Origin of the sequence: Solwaraspora sp. WMMD791 (assembly GCF_029581195.1) — a bacterium.
GTDB lineage: Bacteria > Actinomycetota > Actinomycetes > Mycobacteriales > Micromonosporaceae > Micromonospora_E.
The window spans coordinates 1,098,286-1,122,554 of the sequence record NZ_CP120737.1; the positions used below are offsets into that span (position 1 = coordinate 1,098,286).

At 73.4% G+C, this 24,269-nt stretch carries 24 protein-coding genes and 1 pseudogene; 9 read left to right on the top strand and 16 right to left on the bottom strand.

All coding sequences use genetic code 11. The features are described 5' to 3' along the window. Positions 1 to 10: 10 nt before the first annotated feature. The 4 genes and pseudogenes from O7623_RS04635 to O7623_RS04650 form a co-directional block, all read right to left on the bottom strand. Positions 11 to 312: pseudogene (locus O7623_RS04635) on the bottom strand (hypothetical protein). Positions 313 to 362: 50 nt separating this feature from the next. Then, the gene (locus O7623_RS04640; protein ID WP_282227351.1) at positions 363 to 1,829 is read right to left on the bottom strand and encodes an ATP-binding protein; all 1,467 of its coding nucleotides are present in this window, start codon (positions 1,827 to 1,829) and stop codon (positions 363 to 365) included. A 78-nt stretch (positions 1,830 to 1,907) separates the two neighbouring features. Further along, positions 1,908 to 2,825, bottom strand: coding sequence for a hypothetical protein (locus tag O7623_RS04645; RefSeq protein ID WP_282227352.1), 918 nt, complete (start codon positions 2,823 to 2,825; stop codon positions 1,908 to 1,910). A 70-nt stretch (positions 2,826 to 2,895) separates the two neighbouring features. Then, entirely contained in the window at positions 2,896 to 3,252 is a 357-nt protein-coding gene (locus O7623_RS04650; RefSeq protein ID WP_282227353.1) for a metalloregulator ArsR/SmtB family transcription factor, read from the bottom strand. Between the two features lie 74 nt (positions 3,253 to 3,326). Here O7623_RS04650 and O7623_RS04655 point away from each other — a divergent pair, with 74 nt between their 5' ends. Continuing rightward, entirely contained in the window at positions 3,327 to 4,481 is a 1,155-nt protein-coding gene (locus O7623_RS04655) for a cation diffusion facilitator family transporter (RefSeq protein ID WP_282227354.1), read from the top strand. Between the two features lie 12 nt (positions 4,482 to 4,493). Here O7623_RS04655 and O7623_RS04660 read toward each other — a convergent pair whose 3' ends face one another. Next, complete coding sequence (locus tag O7623_RS04660; RefSeq protein ID WP_282227355.1) at positions 4,494 to 4,985, bottom strand: FBP domain-containing protein; 492 nt, start codon at positions 4,983 to 4,985, stop codon at positions 4,494 to 4,496. An 80-nt stretch (positions 4,986 to 5,065) separates the two neighbouring features. Here O7623_RS04660 and O7623_RS04665 point away from each other — a divergent pair, with 80 nt between their 5' ends. The 3 genes from O7623_RS04665 to O7623_RS04675 all read left to right on the top strand — a co-directional run bounded on the left by O7623_RS04665 (position 5,066) and on the right by O7623_RS04675 (position 7,956). Next, positions 5,066 to 5,635, top strand: coding sequence for a TetR/AcrR family transcriptional regulator (locus O7623_RS04665; RefSeq protein WP_282227356.1), 570 nt, complete (start codon positions 5,066 to 5,068; stop codon positions 5,633 to 5,635). A 72-nt stretch (positions 5,636 to 5,707) separates the two neighbouring features. Next, positions 5,708 to 6,037 (top strand): helix-turn-helix transcriptional regulator, encoded by a 330-nt coding sequence (locus tag O7623_RS04670; RefSeq protein ID WP_282227357.1) that lies wholly within the window; start codon positions 5,708 to 5,710, stop codon positions 6,035 to 6,037. Further along, complete coding sequence (locus O7623_RS04675; RefSeq protein WP_282227358.1) at positions 6,034 to 7,956, top strand: hypothetical protein; 1,923 nt, start codon at positions 6,034 to 6,036, stop codon at positions 7,954 to 7,956. The genes O7623_RS04670 and O7623_RS04675 overlap by 4 nt, the downstream gene beginning before the upstream one ends. A gap of 26 nt (positions 7,957 to 7,982) precedes the next feature. On the opposite strand, the gene O7623_RS04680 is transcribed toward O7623_RS04675, so the two are convergent. The 4 genes from O7623_RS04680 to O7623_RS04695 form a co-directional block, all read right to left on the bottom strand. After that, positions 7,983 to 8,987 carry a threonine/serine dehydratase gene (locus O7623_RS04680; RefSeq protein ID WP_282227359.1) on the bottom strand — a complete coding sequence of 335 codons (1,005 nt, stop codon included), beginning with the start codon at positions 8,985 to 8,987 and terminating at the stop codon, positions 7,983 to 7,985. Between the two features lie 207 nt (positions 8,988 to 9,194). Then, positions 9,195 to 9,419: a hypothetical protein gene (locus tag O7623_RS04685; RefSeq protein WP_282227360.1), complete on the bottom strand. Its 225-nt coding sequence runs from the start codon at positions 9,417 to 9,419 to the stop codon at positions 9,195 to 9,197. Positions 9,420 to 9,456: 37 nt separating this feature from the next. Beyond that, the gene (locus tag O7623_RS04690) at positions 9,457 to 12,216 is read right to left on the bottom strand and encodes an Hsp70 family protein (protein ID WP_282227361.1); all 2,760 of its coding nucleotides are present in this window, start codon (positions 12,214 to 12,216) and stop codon (positions 9,457 to 9,459) included. Positions 12,217 to 12,278: 62 nt separating this feature from the next. Beyond that, positions 12,279 to 12,689, bottom strand: coding sequence for a hypothetical protein (locus tag O7623_RS04695; RefSeq protein WP_282227362.1), 411 nt, complete (start codon positions 12,687 to 12,689; stop codon positions 12,279 to 12,281). A gap of 175 nt (positions 12,690 to 12,864) precedes the next feature. Between O7623_RS04695 and O7623_RS04700 the strand changes: the two genes are divergently transcribed. Then, complete coding sequence (locus O7623_RS04700; RefSeq protein WP_282229307.1) at positions 12,865 to 13,512, top strand: thymidine kinase; 648 nt, start codon at positions 12,865 to 12,867, stop codon at positions 13,510 to 13,512. A 31-nt stretch (positions 13,513 to 13,543) separates the two neighbouring features. On the opposite strand, the gene O7623_RS04705 is transcribed toward O7623_RS04700, so the two are convergent. Beyond that, positions 13,544 to 14,542, bottom strand: a complete 999-nt coding sequence (locus O7623_RS04705) for a reductase (RefSeq protein WP_282229308.1) — start codon at positions 14,540 to 14,542, stop codon at positions 13,544 to 13,546. Between the two features lie 116 nt (positions 14,543 to 14,658). Here O7623_RS04705 and O7623_RS04710 point away from each other — a divergent pair, with 116 nt between their 5' ends. Together O7623_RS04710 and O7623_RS04715 are read left to right on the top strand one after the other, a co-directional pair. Continuing rightward, the gene (locus O7623_RS04710; protein WP_282227363.1) at positions 14,659 to 16,371 is read left to right on the top strand and encodes an acyl-CoA dehydrogenase family protein; all 1,713 of its coding nucleotides are present in this window, start codon (positions 14,659 to 14,661) and stop codon (positions 16,369 to 16,371) included. An 84-nt stretch (positions 16,372 to 16,455) separates the two neighbouring features. Then, positions 16,456 to 17,463, top strand: coding sequence for a TerC/Alx family metal homeostasis membrane protein (locus O7623_RS04715; protein ID WP_282227364.1), 1,008 nt, complete (start codon positions 16,456 to 16,458; stop codon positions 17,461 to 17,463). 38 nt (positions 17,464 to 17,501) lie between these two features. Here the strand turns inward: O7623_RS04715 and O7623_RS04720 are convergent, their stop codons facing one another. From O7623_RS04720 to O7623_RS04730, 3 genes are all read right to left on the bottom strand, one after another. Next, positions 17,502 to 18,515: a tyrosine-type recombinase/integrase gene (locus O7623_RS04720; protein WP_282227365.1), complete on the bottom strand. Its 1,014-nt coding sequence runs from the start codon at positions 18,513 to 18,515 to the stop codon at positions 17,502 to 17,504. Between the two features lie 130 nt (positions 18,516 to 18,645). Then, positions 18,646 to 19,470: an SDR family oxidoreductase gene (locus O7623_RS04725; protein WP_282227366.1), complete on the bottom strand. Its 825-nt coding sequence runs from the start codon at positions 19,468 to 19,470 to the stop codon at positions 18,646 to 18,648. Between the two features lie 173 nt (positions 19,471 to 19,643). Then, positions 19,644 to 20,069, bottom strand: a complete 426-nt coding sequence (locus O7623_RS04730) for an Hsp20/alpha crystallin family protein (RefSeq protein ID WP_282227367.1) — start codon at positions 20,067 to 20,069, stop codon at positions 19,644 to 19,646. Positions 20,070 to 20,232: 163 nt separating this feature from the next. Here O7623_RS04730 and O7623_RS04735 point away from each other — a divergent pair, with 163 nt between their 5' ends. Continuing rightward, complete coding sequence (locus tag O7623_RS04735; protein WP_282227368.1) at positions 20,233 to 21,018, top strand: aminoglycoside phosphotransferase family protein; 786 nt, start codon at positions 20,233 to 20,235, stop codon at positions 21,016 to 21,018. On the opposite strand, the gene O7623_RS04740 is transcribed toward O7623_RS04735, so the two are convergent. Continuing rightward, the gene (locus O7623_RS04740; RefSeq protein WP_282227369.1) at positions 21,007 to 21,825 is read right to left on the bottom strand and encodes a Clp protease N-terminal domain-containing protein; all 819 of its coding nucleotides are present in this window, start codon (positions 21,823 to 21,825) and stop codon (positions 21,007 to 21,009) included. The two genes, O7623_RS04735 and O7623_RS04740, sit on opposite strands and share 12 nt — an antisense overlap. 100 nt (positions 21,826 to 21,925) lie before the next feature. After that, on the bottom strand, positions 21,926 to 22,888 hold the full coding sequence (locus O7623_RS04745; RefSeq protein ID WP_282227370.1) for a TerC family protein: 963 nt from the start codon (positions 22,886 to 22,888) through the stop codon (positions 21,926 to 21,928). 312 nt (positions 22,889 to 23,200) lie between these two features. On the opposite strand from O7623_RS04745, the gene O7623_RS04750 reads away from it, so the two are divergent. Then, positions 23,201 to 23,506 (top strand): MarR family transcriptional regulator, encoded by a 306-nt coding sequence (locus tag O7623_RS04750; protein ID WP_282227371.1) that lies wholly within the window; start codon positions 23,201 to 23,203, stop codon positions 23,504 to 23,506. On the opposite strand, the gene O7623_RS04755 is transcribed toward O7623_RS04750, so the two are convergent. Beyond that, on the bottom strand, positions 23,496 to 24,197 hold the full coding sequence (locus O7623_RS04755; protein WP_282227372.1) for a MerR family transcriptional regulator: 702 nt from the start codon (positions 24,195 to 24,197) through the stop codon (positions 23,496 to 23,498). The two genes, O7623_RS04750 and O7623_RS04755, sit on opposite strands and share 11 nt — an antisense overlap. Positions 24,198 to 24,269: the final 72 nt, after the last annotated feature.

Sequence of the window (24,269 nt, forward strand, 5' to 3'; positions counted from 1 at the left end):
TCCTCCGACGTCACGCGGCGGCGGGCTGGTCGGTGGTACGCAGCCGCGGGTGCCGTTCTTCCCAGGCGTGTCGGACGCCGCGCGGGACCCACAGATCGGGCCAGAGCCGGACCAGGGTCGGGCCGTGTAGCCAGGTGGCCAGCTCGACCGAGGTGACCGCCTCGACCAGCACGGTCTCGTACATCCACCGCAGCAGCGCGGGATTGCCGAGAGGTCGACCCGGCGGTCGGGCTGCCAGTGCAGCCGGTGCGGCAGCTCGACGACTCCGCTGACCGGTCCGCGCAACTCGGCGAGATCGGCCGCGACCACCACGTGGAGTCGACCTTCGGGGCGTTCACCTGACGTCCCCGCTCACCTGACCGTCACGGCGTCGTGGACGGTAGCGGGTACATGTCGTCGAGGCCGACCGTACGGACGGGTTCGCCGCTGTCGGTCAGGCCCGGTTCGAACCCGGCCCCGCTGAAGCAGGTCAGCACGGTGTCCCGGGTGTCGTAGCCACGGGCGGCGAGCAGGTCACGGGCCCGGCGCAGCCGGTCGACGTGGCGTGCCCCCATCACCTCGCCCCACTTCGCCTCGCCCAGGCCGAGCAGGCGGCGCTGCTCCCCGGGGACCGCCGGGGCGAACACGGCGACGTCCACCTCGATCTGCCGACGTCGCTGCGGGTCGGTGACGACGCCGGCGCCGACCTCACCGGGCAGCGCGCCGAACAGTTCCGGCGGCGCGGTCAGGGCGTACGCCCGGCACAGCCGTTCGAAGTGTGGGCCGATCACCTGGGCGGCGAGCCGGGACCGGGCGTCGCGCCACACCAGCTCGGCCCGGCCGCTTTCCAGCAGCCCCCACTGCGGTCGCATGATCACCTGGTAGAACGTGATCAACGGCTCCGCGATCCGGTATACCGTCCGTCCGGACCGGAACACGTCCGGTTCCCGTACCAGCAGGTGGGTGTCCTCGAGGACGTTGAGGTGGTGGCCGATGTCGGCCGCTTTACGGCCGATGTAGCCGGCGATACCGCCCCGGGTGTTGTTGCCGGTGGCGACGGCGGCCAGCACCGAGTGGTACAGCGCGGTGTCCCGGACGTCGGCCTCCTCCTCCAGCAGGTACCGCGCCTCCCGGAACAACGGGGTGGCCGGGCTGAGCACGGTCCGGATCAGCCAGTCGTCGAAGTCGCCGAGGTCGCGCGGCGCGTCGTCACCAACGAACCGCCGGTACGCCGGGGTGCCGCCGACCACTGCGTGGTGCGCGACGGCGAGCTTCGGATCGGTCAGCCCCCAGAACCGGGCGGTGAGCACATGGTCGAAAGGCTGGACGACGAGTTCCAGGCTGGCCCGACCGCGCAGCGGGGCGGACCCGGCGAGCAGCCCGCCCATGACCGACATCGCCGACCCGCACAGCAACAGCGACAGCGACCGGTCGTCCGACACGGCTCGGTCGATTTCCCGCTGCAGGATCGACGGCAGCGCCGGCTCGACCTTGCTCAGGTAGGGAAACTCGTCCAGGACGACAGGGCCGGGCCGGTCACGGAGGGTGCACAGGTAGGTGACAGCCTCGTCCCAGCTGTCGAACCGGATGGGGGCCGCGACGCCCAGCCAGTTGCTCAACGCCTGGGTGAACAGGCGCAACGACTCGGCCGACGTCGCCTGAGTGGCACCGAAGTAGAGCCCGTTGGTCTGCCGGGTCAAGGCCTCCAAAAGGTACGTCTTGCCCTGCCGGCGTCGGCCGCTGACCACCCCCAGCTGCGGACCTGATCGGGCGAGGAACGCGGTGAGCTGCCGCCACTCGAAGTCACGGTCGAAGATCCGGGACGGTTTCGCGATCAGGACGACCTCCAAGAACGAGGAGTACGTTTCGTCGAAGTGTACTCCTCGTTTTGTCGCTGACGCGGGACCAGCGGTGGTCGGCCGCGCCGGCTACGGTCGGCCGTCGAGGAACATCCGTAGCCGGGTCAGCGTCTGCTTGTCGTCGCCGGGTACGTGCCCGTTGACCGCCCGGCAGACCCAGCCCAGGCGTGACGCCAGCCGGGCGGCGGCCACCAGGTCGCCGCCGAACCGGTCGGCGTACGGGGCCAGGTAGGCGTCGCGGAACGGTGTGGTGTCGACCGAGTTCGGTACGTCGTCGAGCCCCCAGGCCAGCACACCGTCGAGGGTGACCGACAGGGTGAAGAACGGGTGCGACACGCAGGCGTCGCCCCAGTCCATCAGCAGGTGGCGGCCGTCGCGGACGAAGACCTGCGCGTCGTGCAGGTCGTCGTGCTGCAGCAGCTCCGGCAAACCGTACGCGGCGAGCTCGGCGCACAGGCTGGCCACCATCGGCACCGCGTCGCGGAAACGTGGTTCGGCGCCGACGGCGTCGACGATCCGTTCGTATGCCTGCGGCAAGGTGGCCAGCCGCCGGTCGGGCACCCCGAGGGCGAGCAGGTCGTCGACGTCGTCGGCCAGGTCGAGCTGGACTCCGGCGTACAGCGGCAGCACGGCGTACCACCGGTCCAGGCTGCGCTCGCGCTGGCTCACCACCCGCAGCGTCTCCCCGGCGTCGGCCATCAGCATCCAGCCGGCGGCGGTGTCGGCGGCCAGCGGCGGCGGCACCGCGTCGGGCCGGCGGGCGGCGAGCCGGGTCACGACGGCGGCTTCGTGGCGCAGCGCCTCGGCGTTGGCCTTGAACCAGACGTCCCCGGCGTCGGTCGGTACGCGCAGCACGGTCGACCAGGGGTAGACGTGCGGCTGGTCGACCGGACCGGTCCGGGTCATCGCGAGCTCGCCGAGTCGGGCGTCGATCCAGTCCCGCACCTGGTCCAGCCACTGCGGGTCGCGCCAGCGCATGTCGTCCACGGTCCGGGATGCTAGCGAGCCGTCCACACGCGGCGACACTTCTTTTCCGGCTCTGTCGGCGATGCGCGGATCAGTCGTGGTCGGGAGCGCCGGTGATGTGGTGGTCAGCGGCGTACAGCGCCTCGGCGACCAGTCGGCGCACGTGGCCGCCGCGCGCCCGGTAGAACACCCGCCGGCCGTCGCGGCGGCTGGCCACCAGGCCGGCGAGCAGCAGTTTCGCCAGGTGCTGCGACACGGCGGGCCGGGCGGCGCCGACCGCCGCCGCGAGGGTGCCGACGTCGTGCTCGCCCTCGCGCAGCTGCCACAGCAGACGCAGCCGGGTGGGGTCGGCGAGCATCCGCAACGCGGTCACCGCCGTGTCGATCTGCGCGCCGGTGGGTGGCTGCTGCCCAGCTGTGGCACCTGCAGCGTTGTCGCGTGCGTACATGGGCACCTATTCTGCCGACCTGGTGGCCCGCACCGCCACCCGGCACAGCGGCGAGTGACAGAGGTGAACCCGACATGGCGCACGACCACGACCAGCACGGCCACCACCACCATCCGCACACCCATCCGCATGCGGCACGGCACGGCTGGTGGCGACGGGTGCGGCACCAGCTGACTCCGCACTCCCACGACACCGCCAGCAAGGTCGACGACTCCCTCGAATCGTCGCGCGACGGACTCCGTGCCCTGTGGATCTCCCTGGCGATTCTCGCCGCCACCGCCGCAGCCCAGGCCGTCATCGTCATCGCCTCCGGCTCGGTGGCGCTGCTCGGCGACACCCTGCACAACGTCGCCGACGCGCTCACCGCCGTACCCCTCGCGATCGCGTTCCTGATCGGCCGCCGCGCCGCCACCCGCGCCTACACCTACGGGTACGGCCGCGCCGAGGACGTCGCCGGCATCGTCATCGTGGCCGTCATCGCCGGTTCGGCGATCGCCGCCGGTTGGACCGCCGTCGACCGGCTGATCGACCCGGCGCCGATGAGCCACGTGCCGTGGGTGGCCGCCGCCGGCGTCGTCGGCTTCGCGGGCAACGAACTCGTCGCCCGCTACCGGATCCGCGTCGGCCGACGCATCGGCTCGGCCGCGCTGGTCGCCGACGGTCTGCACGCCCGTACCGACGGGTTCACCTCGCTGGCGGTGGTCGCCGCCGCCGGAGGCGCGGCGGCCGGCTGGCAGTGGGCCGACCCGCTGGTCGGACTCGCCATCACCGTCGCGATCGGATACGTGCTGCGTGACGCGGCCCGCGAGGTGTACCGGCGGCTGATGGACGCGGTCGACCCCGACCTGGTCGACACCGCCGAAACGTCCCTGCGCGCGGTGCCCGGCGTCCGCGACGTCACGGCGGTACGGCTGCGCTGGATCGGCCACCGGCTGCACGCCGAAGCGGACCTCGTGGTCGACGCGGATCTGACCCTGATCGCCGCGCACGAGGTGGCCGCCGACGCCGAACACCAGCTCACCCACGCCGTACCGAGGCTGCGGTCGGCGACCGTGCACACCGACCCGGCCGGCCATGCCGGGGCCCATCACCACGTCGTCCTGTCCCACCAGCGTCGTCGTGCCGCCGCCCCGGACGGCGGCGACGCCACCCACCAGCGTCGTCGTGCCGCCGCCCCGGACGGCGGCGACGCCACCCACCGGCACGACGACGTCGAGGTCGCCGGCTGACCCGGCAGCGATTCAGCCGGTGACCTTGGCGATGAACGCCGCGACGTTCGCCACGGTCCGGGCGACCTTCTCCTCCAGGGTGAGCGACTCGTGCAGCCGCGCGCCCGCGCCGGCGTCCTTCCTGCCCCGTACGTACAGCGAGCAGGACAGGTCGCTGCACAGATAGGTGCCGACCGAGTTGCCGGCCTGCCCCGACCTGCCCGCCTTCGCCGCGACCATCAGCGACACCCCGGACACCGGCGCGGTCAGGCAGATCGAGCACATGCTGCGCCGCCGCTGGGTGGTCGACGGCGTGGGGCAGCGCAGCGCCACCGCCACCGGTCGCTGCCCCAGCTCGGTGACGAGGTAGGCCCGCTCGGGCGACTGCGGGTCACGCCAGCCGAGGAAGTCCAGCTCCGGCCACGGCCGGCCGGCCAGATCACGCGGGACGTGCAGGCGCTTCGTCTCGCCCTTGGTGCAGTTCACGAACGCGGCACGGATCTCCCGCTCACTCAGTGGGGTCATACCGGGCAGGCTAGTTTTGCCTAAAGGCATTAGGCAAATGGATAATGTGTCATGGATACGGTGCGAGAGGAGACGTCGCGGTGCCACGTGCGGGGTTGAACACCGAGAAGGTGACCACAGCCGGTGCGGAGCTGGCCGATGAGGTCGGGTTCGACCAGGTCACCGTCTCCGCACTGGCCCGTCGCTTCGGCGTCACCGTCGCCAGCCTGTACTCACACGTCCGCAGCGGCCACGACCTCAGGACCCGGATCGCCCTGCTCGCCCTGACCGAGCTCGCCGACCGGGCCACCGACGCCGCCGCCGGGCGCTCCGGCAAGCAGGCCTTGACCGCCATCGCCGACGTCTACCGTGACTACGCCCGCGAACACCCTGGTCGTTACGCCGCGGCCAGGCTGCGACTCGACCCGACCACCGCCGCGGCCAGCGCCGGAGGTCGGCACAGCCGGTTGCTCCGCGCGGTGCTGCGCGGATACCAGCTGCCCGAACCGGAGCAGACCCATGCCGTACGGCTGATCGGCGGCGCCATCCACGGCTACGTCAGCCTGGAAACCAGCGGCGGATTCGACCACAGTGACCCCGATCCGCAGGAAAGCTGGTCGCGCGCCCTGGACGCGCTCGACGCCCTGCTGCGCAACTGGCCGACAAACTGACCCCTGGTGCTGCCGGGGTGATCACCCGACCCTATGTAGCGAAAAAACGGAGGGTCGGCTAGGTTCCATGCCGTGATAACCCCCGTACGCACCACCACGGCTGTGGTCACGGTGCTCGCCGCACTGCTGGAGCAGCCCGACACCGACCGGTACGGCACCGACCTGATGCGGGCCACCGGCTACCCCAGCGGCACCCTGTATCCGATCCTGCACCGGCTGCAGAAGGCCGGCTGGGTCGAGGCGGCCTGGGAGCAGATCGACCCGGTCGCCGCCGGACGTCCCGCCCGGCGCTACTACCGGCTCACCGCCGACGGCGCCGAAGCCGCCACCGCAGAAATCACCGCGCTGCGCCGGCAACTCGCCAAGGCACAACAGCCCACCACCAAGGTACGGCCGGCATGACCGCCCTCACCGACTGGTGCCTGCGGATCGCCGCGCGACGCTGGCCGGCCGACGTACGCGCCGACATGCTCGCCCAGTGGCACGCCGAACTCGTCTGGCTGGCACAGCAGGGCCGGCACGTCGAACGCCTCCGGTTCGCGGTCAGCCTGGCCTGCGTGTCGCCGGCCATCGACGACGTACCCCACGGGTGGCGGGACGACCGGCCCGGACCCGACGCCGTGCTGCGGCCCGCAGCGGCGCTGCTGCTCATCGGCACAGCGGTGGTCGCCTTCGGCACACTGGCCCCGGCCAACCTGCTGCTGGAGCAGGTGTCCGGGATGTCGTTCGGCGACCCGGGCCAGCCGCTGCCCGCCGGGGCGGTCGACGCCGTACTCATGGTGGTGTTCTGCCTGATGGCCGGGCGTGCACTCGGCCGGCGGCTACCGATGGCGGCGGCACACACCGGGCGGTTCGGTCCGGCCGGGTCCGCCGCGTACGCCGCCGTGCCCGTCGCCGTCGCGTTCGTCCTCGGTTCGCTGCCCAGCCCGTACGCGCCGTCGCTGGCCGCGTCGACGGTGGCCGTGCTCGGGTGGACGGCCGCGACGGCCGCCCTGGCGGTCGGTGCCGCCCGGCAGGCCGCGAACACACGGCGTGGCCGGGGGATCGCGCTGGCCGTCTGCGGTGTTCCCGCTGCGGCGGTGGCCGCCGCGCTTCCCGCCGCCTGGGTCGCTTCGCTGGCGATGCCCGGCACCGACCAGGTGCTGTCGTCGGTCGGCTGGTTCGTGGTTCCGCTGGTCCCACTGGGCACGCTGGTGGTGGCCTACGGCTGGGCGGCGGCGCGACACCGGCCCCCGGTCGACGCCGCCGCTGCGGCGGCCGACGGACACACCGCGGCGCCGGCCCGCGCGGCGCTGCCGGCCCCGGTCCTCGCCGCCGGTGTCGCCCTGCTCACCGCGGCGGTCACCTTCTGGGCGTACGCCGTCGCGGTGCTCACCCCGGCGATGCCCGCAGTGTCCCGCCGGGCCCCGATGCCCGGCGGCGACGGCGAGATCTACGTGTGGGTCGCCGAGCTGCGGTGGGCCGCCATCGTGCTCACCGGGTTGGCGCTGCTGGCGGCCACCGCGCACCGGCGACGCGCCGGGTACGGTGCCGGCGCGCTGACCGGGATGCTGCTCGTCGCAGACAGCGTGATCGGCCGGACCGACCCGGACCTGCGGCTGCCGCTCGTCGTGGGAGCGCTCGCCGTCGGCGCGAGCTGGCTGCTCACCGGCCACCCCGGCCCGGCCACCCCCGCCGGGACCCGACGGTTGCGGCTGCGCCTCGGTACGGCGGCCATCGCCAGCGCGGCCTGCGCACCCGTGCTGTTCGCCCAGGGCACCCCGACGGTCAACCACGCGTTCCTGCCCGTCGGGCTGCCCGCCGGCACCGTCGCCGTGGCGGTCGGATTCGCGGTGCTCGCCGCCGTCGCCGCGCTCGCCGCCCGACGTGACCGGCTGCCGCGCCCGGCGGCGGTGGCCCTGCTGGTGGCACCCACGGTGACCCTGGCAGGGCTGGGCGTCTATCTCGGCAACGGCGCGGACAGCACCGTCCCGGTGTTCGCGGTCCTGTTGACGGTGCCGCTGGCGATGACCGTCATCGGCGTGCTGCGGGACCGGAACCGCCCGGCAGGCATGTGGTGGACGGCGAGCGTTTTGTCCGCGCTGGCCGCCCCACCGGTGATCTTCGTCGCCGCGTTGCTGCTGATGCCCGTCCCGTCGGCGCTGTTCGTCCTGGCCGGCACCGGCTACCCGGCGGACGGCGTCTCCGTCCTGCCGGGAATGGCGCTGATCGCCGTACCGGTCGGTGCCGTCGTCGCCCACGCCGTCGTGTCCCCGCCCGGCCAGCCGGCCACGGCCGACGACCCGTTGGTGGACCTGGCGGGGCGGCCGGCGCCGGCCTGAACCGGTCAGCGCGCACGGCTGGGTCGTCAGCGCACGTTGAAGCCAGCGGCCCAGCCGGTCAGGTCGGCCACGGTCACGTTGCCGCCACACAGCACCAGGCCGATCCGGGCGTGCGGGCCGACCTGGTCGACCACCCGGCGGGCCGCCGGCAGCAGGCAGCCGGCGGCCGGCTCCGCCCACACCTTGGCGTGCTCGGCCAGCTCCACGCTGCCCCGCACCGCTTCGGCGTCGGAAACCACCAGCACGTCGGTGACCAGCGTCGACACGTGGTCGAGGGTCAGCTGGGACACCATCGGCGCGCTCAGCGTGGTCACGATCGACGACAGCTCCACCGGCACCGGGGCACCGGCCGCGCGGGCCTGCGCCATCGCCTGCGCGCCGTTGGTCTCCACGCCCCAGATCCGGGTGCCCGGCGCGCGGGCGTGCAACGCGGCCGCCACTCCGGAGATCAACGCCCCGCCGCCGATGCTGACCAGCACGTCGGTCGGCGCGGTCGCCGGGTCGGCGCCGGCTGCGCCGTCGGCCTCAGCGCCGAACGCGTCGTCGGCGAACTCCAGACCGACGGTGCCCTGTCCGGCGACCACGACCGGGTCGTCGAACGGGTGCACCAGCGTCAGCCCCTCGGACCGCAGCCGGTCCATCAGGTCGAACGCCGCGCCCATGCCGTCGACCAGCCGGACCGTCGCCCCGGCGTCGCGGGCGATCTCGGTGGCCCGCGCCGGCGCGCTCGTCGGCATCACCACGGTGGCCTTCACGTCCAGGGCCTGCGCCATCACCGCCACGGCGATGCCGTGGTTGCCGCCGCTGACCGCCACCACACCGGCGGCGCGCTGCGCGTCGTCGAGAGTCAGCAGCTTCGCCGCCGCACCCCGCGCCTTGAACGACCCGGTACGCTGCAGCAACTCCAGCTTCGCCGTCACCGGCACACCGAGCAGGTCCGACAGCCCCGGGCTGGGCACCGTCGGGGTCCGTACGACGTGCCCGGCGATCCGCCGCGCCGCCGCCTCGATCTCCGCAAGCTCGATCGTCATCCGGCTCTCCCCCGTACCTGCCGTTGAGCGGCAACGCCCCAGTATGCCCGGCCGCACCGCAGCCTTCGACCCGGCCGGGTCGGAGCCGGCCGGGATCAGCACGATCAGCCTGCCGGTCCCGCCCCGGCGGCCCGGTCACGCAGCTCCCACCGCGTATTGCCGTCCCAGGTCTGCGGCGCCGCGTCCAGGCACCGGCGCACGGTGTGCTCACCGGTCACGCCGCTGGGACAGCAGAAGATCCGCGCCGGCCAGGTGCTCACCGCCGAGCTGCCCGGTGTCCAGATCGATGGACTGGTGGTCGCCGAGCGCCACACCGGTTCCGGTACCGACCTCGACCCACCCCGGCGCTCGGGCCACCGCCGAACCGGTGCCGCGCAACGCCGCCGACGTCACCCCGACGGCGGCGGCGACCAGCAGCGCGGCGGCGGTCACCCACCTGCCGCGGCGGTTCACCCCCGGCGCGGCAAGGTCAGCCCAGGTCGGCGGGGACGGTCAGCACCCGTACCTGATGGTCGGCGGTGACCACGGCGACGGTGTCACCGTCGAGCACCACCCGCTGCACCCCGGCGGTCTCCAGGTCCGCGCCGACGTCGACGGCGGCGCTGCGGCGGCCGGTCGCCGTGTCCCAGACGGCGACCTGCGGCACGGCCGTGCTGGTGGTCACGTCGACCCGGATGCTCACCACCGCCGCCCGGCCGGCACCGGTCGCGGCGGCCGAACCATGATCACCGGCCGGTACGACCTCCGTACCGTCGTCGAAGGAGAGCAGTACGAAGTCGTCGACGGTGTCGAACGTCTGGTCACCGAAGAGCAGCGCGTCGGGGCCGGCGTACCAGTTGGCGTCAACGCCGGAGTCGGTGGTCCGTTTCCACGCCTCGGTGCCGTCGGTGGTGCGCACCGCGACCGTCCGGTACGCGGTGCCTTCGACCGCCACGCACACCAGTCGCGGGCCGCACGCCTTGACCCGTTCGATGGTGTCGGCACCGGCGAACGGCACCTCCCACTTCTTGGTGAACCCGTCCAGGTCGTAGGCGGCCAGCACGGCGCGCCCCGGCGAGGCGTCGTCGGAGAGCTTGCCGATGGCCAGCCCGTCGTAGACCGTCCACCGTTCGTGGTCCAACGGCAGGTCACCGTCGCTGACCGGCCGGCCGTCGCCGGCGTCCAGGACGACACCCCGGCCGCTGCCCTCGTTGAGCTCCACGACCCGCTCCGCGGCGGCGTGCCGGTTGTCGGCCAGGGCGTGTTCGGCGGCGGGCAGCAGCCCGGCGCCGTCGGGCACGGTGGCACCGTCGGTCCAGACGCTGACCGGCCGGATCCGTTCGGCGTCGATGATCAGCAGGTCGTCGTCGGGCGCCTCGCGGCGCCACCGCTGCTCACCGGTGGTCAGGTCGACCCGGGCGACCGCGTTGTCGAAGATGCCGTCGCGGACCTCCACGACCACGTCGGTGCCGACGTACACCACGTCGGTGAAGGTCTCCCAGCTGCGTTTCCACTTGACGGTGCCGTCGGTGGCGTCGAGGACGACCCGCATGTCGTCGCCGGAGTCGGTGGCCGAGTCGGCCGCGTCGACGACGAGCAGCCCGCCGACGGCGGTCAGGGCCACCTCGGTCGGTTCGACGTCCAGGTCGACGTTCCAGACCGGGTCACCGCCACCGGCCGGGACGGCGGTGACGGTGGTCGCGCCGACCCGCACGGCCGCGTACACCGCCAGGTCACCGGCGACGGTGACCGTCGAGGCGATCGTGCCGGCCGGCAACGTGACCTCATGGGTCGGGGTCAGGCCGGCGCCGACGGCCGGGTCGCCGCCGAGGAACCCGCCGAACAGGCCGGTGCCGGTGCTGTCACCGGCGCCGTCGTCGCGGTCGAGAATCCGGTCCAGTAGCCGACCATTGGTCAGCCCGATGACGCCGACGAGGGTCAGCACCACGGCGGCGGCGACCGCCGCGACCCACCGGCCGACCCGCCGACGCGGGCCCTCGGCCCGCGCATCCGACGGGTCCGTCGGTCCGGCCGCCACCGGCCCGGCGGACGACGGGTACGGGCGCACCGGCTGCCCGTACGGCCCCGGTGACGTCGGTGCCGCCCCGGTGGACGGTGCCGCGAAGAACGGGGTGGCCGTCGACGGTGCCGGCGCAGACATCGCCGGATCGTGGTGCAGCGCCCCGTACGCCACCGGCAGTTCCGGCTGCTCCGGCACGGACGCGGCGACGCCGAGCCGAGCGTGCAACCGGCTGGCGACCAGCGGCATCCGGCTCGCCCCGCCGACCAGCAGCAGCCCCGCGAGGTCCGCCGGCGCCACCCCGGCCAGTTGCAGCACCCGGCGGGTCTCGTCGACAGCCCGGTCGACCAGCGGCCCGGCGATGCGGTCCAGTTCCTCCCGGGTCAGATGCATCGGGTCGTCCCGGCCCGGCACCGTCACCGGCGCCACCGAGGTCCGCGACAACATCTCCTTCGCCGCCCGCACCTCGGCCCAGAAGGCGTGCCGGTCCCGGCGGTCGGCGGCGGTCACCGGCCGGTCCAACCGGGCCCACAGCTGCGGATCCCGGGTCGAGACCAGCTGACCCAGATGCGCGACGAGAGCGTTGTCGACGTCGAGACCACCCAGGTCGTCCAGGCCACCGGTGGCCAGCACCCGCAGCCCGCCGACCCGGCCGGCACCGGCCGGCTCGTTACGGACCACCGCCACGTCCAGGGTGCCGCCGCCGAAGTCGAACACCGCCAGGGCACCGCCGGGTGGGACCTGCTGCCCGAGGACCCGTACGCAGTAGGTGGCCGCGGCGATCGGCTCGTCCAGCAGCCGCACCGGGCCCAGCCCGGCGGCGTCGGCCGCCGCCCGCAGCAGGTCCCGCCGGGGCGTACCCCAGTCCGCCGGGCAGGTCAGCACGGTCGCGCCGACCGGATGCACCCCGGCCAGCGCGGCCTCCCCGGCGACCCGGCGCAGACTCGCCGCCAGCAGCTGCGCCACCGGCAGCTCCCGGTCGCCCAGCAGCACCGCGCCGTCGTCGATGTGCCGTTTCGGGTGCGGCTCGAACCGCTGCGGCTCCCCGGCGGCCAACCGCTGCGCGTCACGTCCGGTGTGGATGGTGCCGACGGCGTCGACGAAGACCCCGGACGCCAACAGCGGCGACCCGTCGAACAGCAGCGTCCGGGGCGGCTCGTCGCCACGGCGGACCGTGGCGACGGTGTGCGTGGTACCCAGGTCGACGGCGAGCCGTACCGGTCCATTCACGGTGGGTGTCGTCCTTTCCCGGTCAGGACCGGTGCCATCGTCGTGCTGCGTCGGCGGGCATGCTATCTGCCGGCCGCCACCGCCGTGTCGGCGCCGAGCTGGCGCAACACCCGGGTACGCAGCGTCTCGTACTGGTCGCGGCACCGCACCGGCGGACCCTCCGGCCGGGCCACGACCTCGCCGGCGGTGATCTGCTCGTGCGGCCCGAACTGGTCACGGGTCAGGTCGATCTCGACCACGCCGAGCCGGTTCCACCAGTGGTGGCCGGTACGCCGCCCGTCGGCGTGCACCTCGCCGCGCAGCAGGTCACCGCCGAGCAGGTCGTGCAGCACCAGGGCGGTGACGCCGCACTGGCCGCGCGCCGGGTTGCCGGTGTGCCAGTCGGCCAGATCAGCCGGATCGCAGGTGTCGGCGGACCAGGCGGAGCGGATGACACGTTCGATGTGGGTGAGGGTCCAGGTGCGGGGGAACATGGCGGCAGATCCTGCCACAGTGGTCCGACATTGCTTTCGCTTGCGCGGTCGGCGGTTGCCGGTCGCCAGTGGGCGGGGGTCGCCACCTGCCAGGTAACGGCTAGTAAGCTGCCCGGTCGTGACCGACGACAGTCTGCGGGTGGTGTCCGGGCCGGCCAGTGGCGAACAGTCCGCGTTGGCGACCGCCTGCCTCGCCGCCGGTGACGGGCGGCTGCGCCACGGCGCGGCGTTGAAGTTCTTCTGGGGGCCGATGGACTGCGGCAAGTCGACCCTGGCCCTGCAGATGGACCACAACCACGCCCGGCAGGGCCGCCGGGGCCTGGTGCTGACCCGCAACGACCGGTCGATGGGCCCGCAGGTCACCACCCGGATCGGCCTGGCGCACTCGGCGATCGAGGTCACCGACGACCTCGATCTGGTGGCGCTGGTGCGGGGCCGCTGGGCCGACGGCACCCGCGTCGACTACCTCATCTGCGACGAGGCCTGTTTCTACACCGTCGCCCAGGTGGAGCAGATGGCCGACCTGGTGGACGGCTACGACGTCGACGTGTTCGCCTTCGGCCTGGCCAGCGACTTCCGGTCGACGTTGTTCCCGGCCGCGCAGCGACTGTTCGAACTCGCCGACGAGGTGTGCCGCATCCAGGTCGAGGTGCTGTGCTGGTGTGGCCGGCAGGGCCTGCTCAACGCCCGGGTCGTCGACGGGGTGGTGGCCCGCCACGGCGAACAGGTCGTCATCGGCGACACCGTCGACCACGCCGACGTGCGCTACCAGGTGCTGTGCCGCCGCCATCACCGCACCGGCGACCTCGGACCTGCGGAGTAGCCGCGCGACCGGTAGCGACGTCGGTGGTCGATCAGATCGGACCGAGGCGGGCCAGCAGCTCGGCCTCCCGCTGCGGGTCGAGCCCGACCGGTGGGCGGTCGGTGCGCTGCGGCGGCAGAGCGTCGAGGCCGCGCAGCCAGGCCCAGGTGTCGGCGACGGTGTCGGTGACCGGCCGGCAGCGCAGGCCGGTCGCGACCGCCCGGGACACGTCACCACGGTGCAGCGCGTCGTGGAGCTCACCCGGCGGCAGCCAGACCGGCAGCTCCGTCCAGGGCGCGATGCCGGCGTCAGCGATCACCGCCGGATCGACCCAGCGCAGCCGGGCGTGCGACCCGGTCACCCGTACGCAGGCCGCCAGCAGCTCCCCCATCGTGGTGTGACCGGGCGGGCTGACCACGTTGTACGGCCCGGACCGGCCGGCAGCGGCCGCGTCGAGCGCCCAGGACGCCAGGTCCCGGGCGTCGACGTACTGCAACGGCAGGTCGGGTGGGCCGGGGGCGAGCACCTGACCGCCCCGGGCGACACGGGTCAGCCACCACGGCAGCCGGCCGACGTCCTCGTACGGGCCGAGGATCAGCCCGGCGCGGGCCAGCAACGCCCGGTCGCCGAACGCGTCCAGCGCCGCCAGTTCACCGCCGCGTTTGGCCCGGGCGTAGTCGCCGTCGTCGGCGTCGTCGGCAGACGCGTCGACCAGTGGGGCGTCCTCGTCGGCGCCGGCCGGTGGCGCGAACACGTACACCGACCGGCTCGACACGTACGTGTAGTGCCCGACCCGGCCGCGCAGCAGCCGGGCCGCGTCGCGGACCACCGACGGCGCACCCGACCAGGTGTCGACGGCCAGGTCCCAGTCACCGGTACGCAGCCCGGCGAGGCCGTCGACGGTGCTGCGGTCGCCGACGACAACCTGCGTGCCGGCCGGCGCCGGCCGGTGGCCCCGGTGCAGCACGGTGACCGCCCAGCCACGGGCCAGTGCCGCCTCGACGACGCACCGGCCGACGAACCCCGTACCGCCCAGCATCAGCAACCGCATACCGGCCACTGTGCCGGCCGGCGGAGCCGCGCGGAAGGTCGTCACGCTCTCAGCGGAACCACCACCGGTTACTGTCAGGTAGTCATGGCGGTGAGTGCGAGGGAGGACCGAACATCGTGGACCGCTACGTCCAACCGGTGCCCGCCCCGGGTGACCCGTACCGCACCGACTGGCTGCTCGACGCCTGGCTGCGCCGCCACCTCACCCCGGCTGGGCTGGCCGCGGCCGATCACCGCCTGGCGGCGTTGTCCGCCGAGGTCACCGGCGCGCTACGGGCCGCGCACGACGACGCCGAGCGGCATCCGCCGCGGCTGGTCCGCTACGACCCGTGGGGTGCCCGGATCGACCGGATCGAGACCGCCGACGGCTGGCAGCGGCTGCGCGCCGCCGCCGCCCGGCACGCCCTGGTCGCGCTGCCGTACCAGGGCGACGGCCAGGCGGGTCCCGACGCGACGGGCCGGGTCGTGCAGCACGCCCTGCTGCACCTGTACGCGCCCGAGTCGGCCACCTTCTCCTGCCCGGTGGCGATGGCCGACGGTGCGGCCGCGCTGCTGAGCCGGCCCGACGTCGACCCGGCGGTCCGCGACGCCTGGCTGCCCCGGCTGACCAGCACCGACCCGGACGTCGCGATCACCAGCGGGCAGTGGATGACCGAAGCTCAGGGCGGTTCCGACCTGTCCGGGACCGGCACCGTGGCGGTCCCGTCGGGCGCCGGCGGCTGGCGGTTGACCGGCGAGAAGTGGTTCTGCTCCGCCGTCGACTCCGCGATGGCCGTGGCGTTGGCCCGCCCCGCCGGTGCGCCCGCCGGCAGCCGGTCCCTGGCGCCGTTCCTGGTGCCCCGCTACGCCGCCGACTCCCCGCTGGCCGCCGCCGGGGACGACCCGGCCGCGCCCGCCCCCGGCGTGCGGGTCCACCGGCTCAAGGACAAGCTCGGTACGTGGGCGCTGCCCACCGCCGAGGTCGGCCTGACCGACGCGTACGCGCTGGCGCTGGGCGACCCCGACGCACCGGGACTGGGCCGGGCGATGACCCTGGTCGTGGTGACCCGGCTGCACAACGCCTCCGCCGCCGCCAGCGGAATGCGTCGTGGCCTGGCGTACGCGCACGCCTATGCCACCGCCCGGCACGTCGCCGGCGGGCCGCTGATCGGTTCCCCGGCGCACCGGGCGGTACTCGGCGGGCTCGCCGTCGACGCCGCCGGCGCGTTCGTCCTGGCCGGGCACGCGTTCGCGTTGCTCGGCCGGGCCGAGTCCGGCGACGACGACGCCGCGGCCGAGTTGCGGATCGTCGCCCCGCTGGCGAAGCTGGCCACCGGCCGCCTCGCCGTCGCCTCGGCCAGCGAGTACGTCGAGTGTTTCGGCGGCGCCGGTTACGTCGAGGACACCGGGGTGCCCCGGCTGCTGCGCGACGCCCAGGTGCTGCCGATCTGGGAGGGCACCACCACGGTGCTGGCCCTGGACGCGCTGCGGGCGGTGCGACGCGGCGGCGGTGCCCCGCTGCTGGCCCGGATCGACCAGGCCGTCGAGCTGGCGGCCGGGTTCGCCGCCGACCTGGCCGGTACGCTCGCCGCCGCCGCCGCGCGGCTGCGCGACGACCTGGCCGGGGTCACCGCCGCCGACGGGTCGGCGACCCTGGCGGGTGCCCGGCCGATGGCACTGCGGACGGCGCACACCCTGGCCGCCGCGCTGCTCGTCGAGCAGGCTGACGGCGACGGCGACCGCGACGACGCGGCCCGGGTCGCGGCCCGGCTGTGGGCACGCCGCTGGTTGGCCGGCGACGACGCCGCCGTCGACGCCCACCGGCACCTGGAGCTGCTCAGTCGGATCTGACCGACGGTGTTCCCGCAACTACCCGGACCGCGAATAGTGTGTGTCGGCGCGCGCGACGGCGGCCGGCGGTGCACGATCACTGTCATGGGTTCGTTGGAGATCAGCCCGACGGTCTGGATCGTCACGATCGTCGTCATCGTCGCGTTGCTCGCGCTCGACCTGGCGGTCGCGGCGTGGCGCCCGCACGCCGTCGGCTTCGGTGAGGCCGTCGCCTGGTCGGTGTTCTACGTCGCCGTGGCCATCGTCTTCGGGCTGATCTTCATGGCCTGGGCCGGCGGCGGCTACGGCACCGAGTACTTCGCCGGATATCTGGTGGAGAAGAGCCTGTCGGTCGACAACCTGTTCGTCTTCGTCATCATCATCAGCACGTTCGCCGTACCGGAGGAGCACCAGCACAAGGTCCTCACCTTCGGCATCATCGCGGCGCTGATCATGCGGGCGATCTTCATCGCCGCCGGCGCGACCCTGCTGAACCTGTTCTCGTTCATGTTCCTCGTCTTCGGCCTGCTGCTGATCTTCACCGCGGTCCAGTTGTTCCGCCACCGTAACGAGGATCCGCAGGTCGACGACAACGTCCTCGTCCGCGCCACCCGACGGGTCCTGCCGGTGGCCCCGGACTACGTCGACGGGCGGCTGGTCACCCGCCTCGACGGCCGACGGGTCGTCACCCCACTGTTCATCGTGCTGATCGCGATCGGCAGCACCGACCTGCTGTTCGCCCTCGACTCGATCCCCGCCGTGTTCGGCATCACCCAGGAGCCGTACATCGTCTTCGTCGCCAACGCGTTCGCCCTGATCGGGCTGCGGGCGTTGTTCTTCCTGGTGAAGGGGTTGCTGGACCGACTGGTCTACCTGTCGACCGGGCTGGCGTTGATCCTCGCGCTGATCGGCGTCAAGCTGGTGCTGCACTGGGGGCACACCCTCGACGACCGGGTACCCGAGGTGGAGACGCCGGTGTCGCTGGGCCTGATCCTGGTGATCCTGACCATCACCGTCGTCGCCAGCCTGATCAAGGTCCGCCGCGACCCGACCGCCCGCGCCCACGCCGGTTCGCTGCGGGCGCACGACGATCAGCGGCCCGACGCCGGCTGACCGCGCGAACGACCCCGCCAGCCGGGTCCGGCTGCGGGTCAGCCGGTGGTCGCGGCCCGCGCCGACCGGGCGGCGGCGATCCGGTACGCCGGATCCCGGTCCAGGTTGTGCCGGTCCCGGTCGTAGCGCCGGGTGGTCCGGGGATCGGCGTGCCCCATCGCGTCCTGTACGTCCTCCAACGGCACGCCCTCGGCACGGGCGGTGGTGGCGAACGCGTGCCGCAGCGAGTGCGGCGACAACCGGTCCCACGCCGGCAGCCCGGCGGCCCGGGCCAGCCGACGCACCAGTCGGAACACCGCGTGCCGGTCCAGCCGGGCACCGGTCGCGGTGACCAGCAGCGGGCCGGTGAGCGAGTCGACGGTCGTCGCGGCTGCCCGCGCCCGTTCGTCGAGGTAGGCGTCGAGGATTCGCGCGGTGTCCGGGGCGAGCGCCCGCCGCCGCGAGCGGCCGCCCTTGCCGACGAACCGCACACTCCGGTGCCCCCGTTCGTGACCCAGGTCGGACACGTTCAACGACACCAGTTCACCGACCCGCAACCCGAGGTCGGCCAGCAGGGCCAGTACGGCCAGGTTGCGCCCGCCATTGGGACGCGGGTCGGCGCGGGCCGCCACGAACAGCGCGTCGACCTGGTCGGGGGTGAGCCCGATCGTCGCCGAATGGTCGCGATTGATCCGGGGCCGGTCGGCGTCGGTGACCGGATTGGCCGGCACCGCCCGCAGCCGCACCAGGAACGCGTACCAGCTGGACAGCGCCGACAGTTTGCGGGCCACCGTCGCCGGGGTCAGCAGCCGGCCGCTGCGCGGGTCGATCGTCGCCTCCAGCACACGGGCGTAGGCGTTGACGTCCAGGAACGACGCCTGCAGCGGGTCGAGGTCGGCGCCGGCGCACCAGGTCAGCCAGCCGGCGACGTCGCGGCGGTACGCCTCCCGGGTGTGCGCCGACAGTCGGCGGTTGCGCAGCCACGCCTCGGTGAAGTCGGCCGGTGCGGTGGCGGCGGTCAGGGCCCGGTCGGTCGGCCGGGGGACGAGACCGGGGACGGCTGCGCGGCGCATCGCAGCAGGATGCCAAAACCGTACGGTGTCGGCGGCGCCGGCACGCCGGACAGATGATCATTTCCCGCCCGCCCGCCCGCCCGCCCGCTCGGCCGTCCCGGTCCCTCGGTGGCGGCGGTGGCGTCGCGGCTCAGGACATCCGGATGATCTGGCCGGTGACGTAGCGAGCCTGGTGTGCGGCGAGCAGCACGACGACCTCGGCGACGTCCTCCGGCCGTGCGATGCGGCTCACCGGGCTGGCGCCGGTGACCTGCTGCGCGACCTCCGGGGTCACCCAGCCGGTGTCGGTCACCGGCGGCGCCACCACGTTGGCCGTCACCCCGTACGGGGCGAGTTCGGCGGCCGCCGACATCGTGTAGTTCTCCTGCGCCGCCTTGGCCGCCCCGTAGGAGACCTCCTCGGGGAAGCCGTGCGGACCGCCGGAGGTCAACCCGATGATCCGCCCCCAGGTGGCCTTGCGGGCCAGGTGCCGGCGGGCGAACTCGGCGATCAGCAGGGCTGGGGCGCGGGCGTCGACGGCGAACTGCCGGTCGAAGGTGCCGGCGTCGACGTGGCTCAACGGCCGGCCGAACCGGTCCCGGCTGTCCGGGCGGAACGTGTCGCTGAGCCAGCCGCTGGCGTTGTTGACCAGGATGTCGACCGGGCCGAACGAGGCGGCCGCCTCGTCGAACAACCGCGCCGGGGTGGCCGGGTCGGCCAGGTCCGCCTCGACGGCGATGGCCTTGCCGCCGGCGGCGACGATCCGGTCGACCACGCTACGCGCGCTCTGGGCGCGGGCCCGGCCGTACTGGGCGGGGAACGACGGGTCGTCGGCGTAGGGCGCCGGGTCCATCCGCAGGTACGTGGCGAGCACCGCCGCTCCCTGGGTGGCCAGCGCGACAGCGATCGCCGCGCCGATGCCCTGGTTGGCACCGGTCACGATGGCCACGTGGCCGGTCAACCGGGGATCGATCATGGCCGGGCCGGCTCCTCGCGGTCGGGGTACGGTGCTGCCGGTCCAGGATGCCGCCTCGGTGGCACCGCTGCGACCCGTTTCCCGGCTTGTCCCCCTGCCGCCCCGCCCGTTTCCCACCATGCGGCCCTCTGCCCGGCGTCACGCCGGGCAGAGGGCCGCATGGTCGGGCGTTGTCAGTTGGCGAGCTGCCGGCGGCCGGTGTCGCCGACGCTGATCGAGACACGACGCGGCTTGGCCCGCTCGGCCACCGGGATCCGCAGGGTCAGCACGCCGGCCTCGTAGCCGGCCTCCAGCTTGTCGGTGTCGAGGGTGTCACCGAGGAACAGCTGACGGGTGAAGGTGCCCATCGGGCGTTCGGCGGCGACCAGTTCGACCTTGTCGCCGGTGGGACGCTTGCGCTCGGCGCGGACGGTGAGCACGTTGCGCTCCACGGTGCACTCGATGCTGTCCGGGTCGACGCCGGGCAGGTCGAACGCGGCGTAGAACCAGTCGCCGTCCCGGTAGGCGTCCATGTGCATCACGGCCGGACGCGCGGTGGTGCCGAAGAACTGCTCGGCGATCCGGTCGATCTCACGGAACGGGTCGGTGCGCATCAACATTGTCGGACCTCCTCACGGGTGCGAGCTCCCTCGCCTCGGGAGTTGAGCCATTCAGACTCAACTTACTTATAGCTATAGCGCGCAACTTTGCGGTCGTCAAGTTGTCCCGCGTACGCGTCAAAGCGGTCGACACCGCACCGCCGCCGCCGGCAGGATCACGTGCGTGCCCACTGACCGCGACCGCCCCACCGAGCAGCCGCTGACCGGCGGAAACGTCGCCGCCGCCGTGGTCCGCGTCGGGGACACCGTGCGCCGCCCCACCGGCGAATGGACCCCGGCCGTGCACGCCTACCTCACCCACCTGCACGACGTCGGCTTCGACGGCGCGCCCCGCCCGCTGGGCATCGACGACGCCGGCCGCGAGGTGCTGACCTACGTACCGGGAACGGTCCCCTGGCCGGACCGGTTCGACCTGCTCAGGCCCGACGCCGCGGTACGCCGGGTCGGTCGACTCCTGCGTGACCTGCACGACGCGGCGGCCAGCTTCACCCCGCCGCCGCACGCCCGGTGGCGGCGGCTCATCCCACCCGACGGCACCGACCTGGTCGTCCACCACGACCCGGCCCCGTGGAACCTGGTCGTCGGCGACCGGTGGGCGTTCATCGACTGGGACACCGCCGCACCGGGCACCCGGCTGTGGGACCTGGCGTACGCGGCCAAGAGCGTCGTGCCGCTGACCGCCGACCCGGCGTGGCAGCCGGCCGCCCCCGGCCGGCGGCTGCGGATCCTGGCCGACGGGTACGGGCTCGACGAGCGGCAGCGCCAGGCACTGGTCCCGCTGCTGACCCGCCGGGCCCGGTCGATGTACGAGTTCCTCGCCGCCCAGGCCGCCGTCGGCACCGCGCCCTGGACCCGGCTGTGGCACGAGGGCCACGGCACCGTCTGGCGCGACGACGCCGCCTACATCCAGGTCCACCAGCATCGCTGGACCGACGCTCTACTCGGCTGACACGCCGGCCCGCTGCTCCAACCGCTCCAGCCGGGCGAGGACCGGCACCAACTCGCGGCGGACCAGGGCCGCGACCGCAGTGGCGGCGTCCGCCCCGACCGGCGCGGCACCTGTGCCCAGACCACCGCCGACCGCGTTCACGCCGCCGGAGGCGGGGAAGGCGCCGGCGGTCTGGGCACGCAGGTGCGCGTACCCGACGAGGGCCGCCGCGACCGCCCGACGGGTCGCCCGCAGGTCGGCACCGGACTCCCGCAGCACCCGCCCGGCGGCACCGTCCGGTTCGGCGACCAGCCCGAGCAGCAGATGCTCGCAGCCGACGTAGTTGTGCCCGAGTGCGGTCGCCTCGGTGACGGCCAGTTCCAGCGCGCCCGCCCCGGCCGCCGACCACCGCGTCGCCGGACCGGTCGCCTCCACCGTCGCCGCTGCGTCCCCGGTCGCGCTGTCCGTCGCCAACCGGGTCGTCAGGTGGGCCGGTGACACGTCGATCGTCCGCAGCACCCGTACGCCGAGGTTGTCGCCCTCGTCGAGCAGCGCCGCCAGCAGATGTCCGGTCCCGACCTCGGCGGCACAGGCGGCCCGGGCCTGGTCCCGGGCCCGCAACAGGACGTCGCGCAGCCGGGCGGTCAGGTGCGGCAGCCGCGCCGCCAACTGCTCGGCGTCGAGATCGGCCGGAGGGACCGCCCGGACCGCGGTGACCCGCCGGACGGCCTGTTCGAGTGCCTGCTGGCAGACCGCCGACACCGGGATCCCGGTGTCGCGGACCGCGTCGGCGAGGTCGTCGGGCAGGTAGACGTTGATTTTCGGCATGGCGTGGTCGCCTCTTCTCCCGTCTGAGCAGCCGGAATAACCCCAAGCATAACCCCTATTCGGGGTTATGCTTGGGGTTATGCTTGGGGGGCCGGTCGAGTCAGCCGACCCGGCCGGACCGCTCGTCGACCGGTGCCGGCGACCGGCCCGCGCCGCGGGTGCTGCGCAGGCTCCACACGATCGACACAGTGATGGTGACGACGATGACGCCCAGGGTCACCGGGATCGGCAGCTTGCCGACCGGGGTCTCGGACAGGATCAGCTTGACTCCGGCGAAGGCGAGCAGGACGGCCAGGCCGTAGTGCAGGTGCACGAATCGGCGCAGTAGTCCGGCGAGGCAGAAGTAGAGGCTGCGCAGGCCGAGGATGGCGAAGGCGTTGGCGGTCCAGACGATGAACGTGTCGGTGGTGATGGCCAGGATCGCCGCCACTGAGTCGATGGCGAAGATGAGGTCGGTGGCCTCGACGGCGACGAGGACCACGAACAGCAGCGTGGCGACGCGCCGACCGTTCACGCGGGTGAAGAACCGGTCACCGTGGTACGCCGGGTCGGTCGGGACGACCCGGCGGACGAGGCGGACGACGGGGTTGCGGTCCGGCGGGGTCTGCTCGCTGTGGCGGAACGCCATCGTGTAACCGGTGTAGATGAGGAACACGCCGAACACGTACGCCGTCCAGAAGAACGTCTCGAGCAGTTCGGCGCCGACGAAGATGAACACCAGGCGGAACACCAACGCACCGATGACCCCCCAGAACAGCACCTTGTGCTGGTAGGAGGCCGGCACCGCGAAGTACGTGAAGATCAACGCGAAGACGAAGACGTTGTCGACCGAGAGCGCCTTCTCGATCAGGTAACCGGCGTAGTACGTGCCGGCGACGTCGCCGCCCTGCCACGCCCACAGCAGCACCCCGAACAGCAGACCCGCGGCGATCCAGATTCCCGACCAGGTCAGGGCCTCGCGGAACTCGATGACATGGTTGTCGCGGTGCAGGTACAGATCGACCGCGAGCATCGCGGCGACCCCGACCATGACGACGGCCCACACCCACCAGGAGACAGCCAACGCAGGACCTTTCGACCGGCCGCACCCGCTGTCGCGGGCCGGCACCACTGGTCGACGGTCTCCCCGGGTCACCGCCTGCGGGCGGTGACCGCGCCACCGGGGCCCGGATCCGCCGGACCCGTACTGACGACAGCGCGTCGAACGCCGGGTACTCCCCCTCGAACTACGCTCAACTATTCACGAAGCGAAGTTCGTCTGTCAAGGGTGGTCGGCGCGCCGACCGGTGGCGGCGGCCCACACCCGGGACTTACGATGCGATTTTCACGTCTCGTCGTACGCATGTGGACGCCGCCACCGTAGGAGGACCGCACCGTGTCAGGCACCGACGCGCCGCCGCCGACACGCCAACGGAGCTGGACGTTCCTGACCAACCACGCCCACGTCCTGCTGGCCATCGCCCGCGACCCCACCGCCCGGCTGCGCGACGTCGCCACCACCATCGGCATCACCGAACGCGCCGCCCAGGCCATCGTCGCCGACCTGGTCGCCGCCGGCTACCTGCGCCGCGAACGGGTCGGCCGCCGCAACCAGTACACGGTCGACCGCTCCGGGCACTTCCGCCACCCCGCCGAAGCCGACCGCAGCATCGGCGACCTGCTCAGCCTGTTCACCGACTGACCGGCGTCGTCGTCGCCCGCTCCCGCAGATAGGCGTCCAACTCGGCCGCCCCGGCCAGCATCGCCCGGCCCCGCACCGACAACCGGTCGTGCCAGCCCCGCAGGGTCGACTCCAACGGGGCGACCCCGCCGGCGGACCGGACCTGGACGATCAACGGAGCGATCTGCGCCAGCAGATGGCCGCCCCGCCGCAACTGATGGATCAGCATCACGTCCCGGACGTCGTGCGCGTCGTAGACGCGGTACCCCGTCCGCCGGTCCCGACGCGGCCGGACCAGCCCGGCCGCCTCCCACTTGCGCAGCGTCGCCGGCCGCAGACCAAGTCGGGCCGCCAGCGGGCCGATGAACATCTCACCGGACACGGCAGCGACCGGGGCCAGCTCACCCAACACCGCCTCGACGGCCCGCACGGTACGCCGGTCCTCGCGCAACTGACAGTGGCTGTCGTCGATGATCCGCAGCGCATCGTCGACAGCGTCCCGGTTGACCGCCCGCATGACCGACGTCGCCGTGGCGTGACCGTGCCCGCGTACCAACGCGACGAACGCCCGCAGCGCCCGCGCGTGCAGCGGCGTGTAGCAGCGGTAACCGGCGGCCGTCCGCGCGGCCGCGGGCAGGACACCGGCGTCCTCGTAGTTGCGGACCGCCTGCGTGGACAGGCCGTGCTCCCGTGCCAGGTCCACCGGCCGCATCGACTCCCCCTCATTTGAGGGTTTTCCAGGCCTGGACAGCGTGTCCGATACACAAACCCTCCACCGTCGGTT